The sequence below is a fragment of the Streptomyces sp. ADI95-17 genome (assembly GCF_003846175.1).
GTDB lineage: Bacteria > Actinomycetota > Actinomycetes > Streptomycetales > Streptomycetaceae > Streptomyces > Streptomyces sanglieri.
The window spans coordinates 161,813-165,674 of sequence record NZ_ML123056.1; the positions used below are offsets into that span (position 1 = coordinate 161,813).

General features: G+C 74.2%; 1 protein-coding gene. It reads left to right on the forward strand.

Going from position 1 to position 3,862, the window contains the following annotated elements:
- Nucleotides 1-3,862: SDR family NAD(P)-dependent oxidoreductase (locus tag EES42_RS43080; protein ID WP_124723660.1), on the forward strand; the 3,862-nt coding region annotated here is incomplete at both ends.

Consider the following 3,862-nt stretch of genomic DNA (forward strand, 5'->3'; position numbering starts at 1 on the left):
CGCCGTCGCGGAGAGCCTCACCTACAACGCGCCCGAGATCGCCATCGTCTCCAACGTCACCGGCGCGGTGATCCCCGCGCGGGAGATCCGTACGGCGGAGTACTGGGTGCGCCACGTTCGCGGCGCCGTCCGCTTCCTGGACGGCATCCGCACCCTGCAGACCCAGGGTGTGACAGCCTTCCTGGAACTGGGCCCCGACGGAGTGCTCTCCGCCATGGCCCAGGACTGCGTCACGTCCGGACCCGGCACCGAGGACACCCTCTTCGTCCCCGCGCTCCGCAAGGGGCGTGACGAGGCACGCACGTCCGCCGCCGCGCTCGCCGAACTGCACGTGCGCGGCAAGGCGGTCGACTGGGCGGCGTACTTCTCGGGCACCGGCGCCCGCCGCGTCGACCTGCCCACCTACGCCTTCCAAAGGCAGCGCTACTGGCCGCACGTCCCCGAGGACCAGCCCGTCGTGGGCGGCGAGGGCGGCAACACCCCCGAAGAGGCCCGGTTCTGGGACGCCGTCGAACGCGAGGACCTGCAGTCGCTCGTCGACGCCGTACGCCCCGACGACTCCGCCCCGCTGGCCGACGCGCTCCCGGCGCTCGCCGCCTGGCGACGGCAGAGCCGCGACAACTCCACGGCAGACGAGTGGCGTTACGGCATCAGCTGGAAGCCTGCCACGGCCGGCCCCGCGGGACAGCCGTCGGGCAACGCGCTGACGGGCAACTGGATCGTCGCCATACCCCGCCGCGCTGGTGACGCCCCCTCGGCACGCAGCACGGACGGCCTGGTGCGCAGCACGGTCGACGCCCTCGCCGCGCATGGCGCCACGGTCCTGCCGCTGGAGATCGACGCCGCCGCCACCGACCGCGCGGCACTCGCGCACGAACTCGCCCAGGTCCTCCAGGACTCCGGGCAGCCGGCCGGCGTGCTCTCCCTCCTGGCCCTGGACGAGGAGCCGCACCCCACCCATCCCGTCGTGGCAGCCGGCATGGCCGGCACGCTGGCGCTGGTGCAGGCTCTCGGCGACGCGGAGATCGACGTGCCGCTCTGGCTCGGCACCCGCGGCGCCGTCTCCGTCGGCCGTTCCGACCCGCTGACCAGCGCCGCCCAGGCCGCGCTTTGGGGGCTCGGCCGGGTCGTCGGCCTGGAGTGCGCCCACCGCTGGGGCGGACTGGTCGACCTGCCGGCCACGCTCGACGAGCGTGCGGCCGGCCGGCTGTGCGCCGTCCTCGCCGACGGCGGTGAGGACCAGGCGGCGGTGCGCTCCTCCGGGACCTTCGTACGCCGACTCGTGCGTGACCCCCGAGGGGAGAGCACCGACGGCTCGACGTGGACGCCCCGTGGCACCGCACTCATCACCGGCGGCACCGGCGCGCTCGGCAGCCACGTGGCCCGCTGGCTGGCCAAGGGCGGCGCGGAGCGCCTGATCCTCACCAGCCGCCGGGGCCCCGACGCACCCGGAGTCACCGAACTCGTCGACGAACTGCAGGAGTTCGGCACCCAGGTGACCGTCGTCGCCTGCGACATCACCGACCGCGCAGCCGTCGCCGCACTGATCGAGCAGACCACCGCCACGCCGGACATGGACGGCGAGGAGAGCGTCCTGCGGACCGTCGTGCACGCCGCGGGCGTCGGCACGGCCACGCTGCTGTCCGAAGCCACCACGGAGACACTCGCCACAGAGCTGTCCGCCAAGGTCGCCGGCGCCGTCCACCTGGACGAACTGCTCGAAGGCCACGACCTCGACGCCTTCGTCGTCTTCTCCTCCGTCGCCGGAGTCTGGGGAAGCGGTGGCCAGAGCGGCTACGCCGCCGCCAACGCCTACCTCGACGGACTCGTCCAGCGCCGCAGGGCACGCGGCGTCCCCGCTACCGCGGTCGCCTGGGGAGCCTGGGCCGGCGGCGGCATGGCCGACGGCGAGGAGGGCGAGCAGCTGCTGCGCCTGGGCATCCGCTCCATGGCGCCCGCCCCTGCGATCACCGCGCTGCAGCGGGCACTCGACTGCGACGACACCCTGGTGACGGTCGCGGACATGGACTGGGCGCGCTTCGTGCCGGTCTTCACCGCGGCCCGCCCCCGCCCGCTGATCGGCGACCTCGCCGAGGCGCGCGAGGCGCTGACGACCCCCGCGGGACCCGACGGGACGACCGGCCCGGCAGAGGGCACGTCCTCGCTGGGCGAACGGCTCGGGCACCTGGGCGCGGCCGAGCGCACCGAGGCACTGACCGAACTGGTCAGGGGCCAGGCCGCCGTCGTACTAGGGCACGGCTCGGTGGACGGGGTCGAGCCCGACCGGGCGTTCCGCGAGCTCGGCTTCGACTCGCTCACCGCGGTCGAACTGCGCAACAGGCTCGTCGCCGAGACGGGCCTGAGCCTCCCCAGCACCATGGTCTTCGACCACCCGACGCCGGCCGTCCTCGCCCGGTTCCTCGACGCCGAACTGACCTCCGAACTAGGCGACGGGTACGGCGCGTCCGACACCCGCCAGGCGTCCGCCGCGGGCACCCGCGCTCCGGCCGGCAACACCGCGGCCGCCGAGGACGACGACCTGATCGCCATCGTCGGGATGAGCTGCCGCTACCCCGGCGAGGTCGAGAGCCCCGAGGACCTGTGGCGGCTCCTTGCCGCAGGCGGCGACGGCATCACCGGCTTCCCCACGGCCCGCGGCTGGGACCTGGAAGGCATCTACGACCCCGACCCGGCCAACCCCGGTACGAGCTACACCCTCCAAGGCGGCTTCCTGCACGGGGCGGGCGACTTCGACGCAGGCTTCTTCGGGATCTCCCCGCGCGAGGCCCTGGCGATGGACCCGCAGCAGCGGCTCCTCCTCGAAGCCTCCTGGGAGGTCTTCGAGCGCGCGGGCATCGACCCGACGTCGGTGCGCGGCGAGCAGATCGGCGTCTTCGCCGGAGCCTCCTCGTCCGGCTACGGCGCCGGCGCCGCCCAGACCCCCGAGGGCGGCGAAGGCCACCTCATCACGGGCACCGCGACCAGCGTGGTCTCCGGCCGCATCGCGTACATGATGGGCCTTGAGGGCCCCGCGGTGACGATCGACACCGCGTGCTCGTCGTCCCTGGTCGCCCTGCACCTTGCCGCGCAGGCCCTGCGACAGGGCGAGTGCAGCATGGCGCTCGCGGGCGGCGTCGCGCTCCTCGCGACCCCGGCCGCGTTCGTGGAGTTCTCTCGCCAGCGCGGCCTCGCGGCGGACGGCCGCTGCAAGCCCTTCGCGGAGGCAGCGGACGGCACGGGCTGGTCCGAGGGCGTGGGCGTGCTCCTGGTGGAACGCCTCTCCGACGCACGGAGCCTCGGCCACGAGGTCCTCGCGGTGGTCCGGGGCAGCGCGATCAACCAGGACGGCGCGTCCAACGGCCTGACGGCCCCGAACGGCCCGTCCCAGCAGCGCGTGATCCGCCAGGCCCTGGCGAACGCCGGCCTGTCCGCCTCGCAGGTGGACGCGGTGGAGGCGCACGGCACGGGCACCCGTCTCGGCGACCCGATAGAGGCCCAGGCGCTCATCGCGACCTACGGTCAGGAACGGGCCGACGGCCGCCCGCTGTGGCTGGGGTCGATCAAGTCCAACATCGGCCACGCCGCGGCGGCGGCCGGCGTGGGCGGCATCATCAAGATGGTCATGGCGATGCGGGAGGGCGTCCTGCCGCAGACCCTCCACGTGGACGAGCCGTCCTCGCACGTCGACTGGTCGGCGGGTGCTGTCGAGCTCCTGACGGAGTCGGTGGCGTGGCCGGAGACGGGGGCACCGCGTCGCGCGGGCGTCTCGTCCTTCGGAATCAGCGGCACGAATGCGCATGTGGTGCTGGAGCAGGCGCCGGTGGGTGCGGAGGCCCTGACGGCGGTTGCGGTTCCGGTGGGG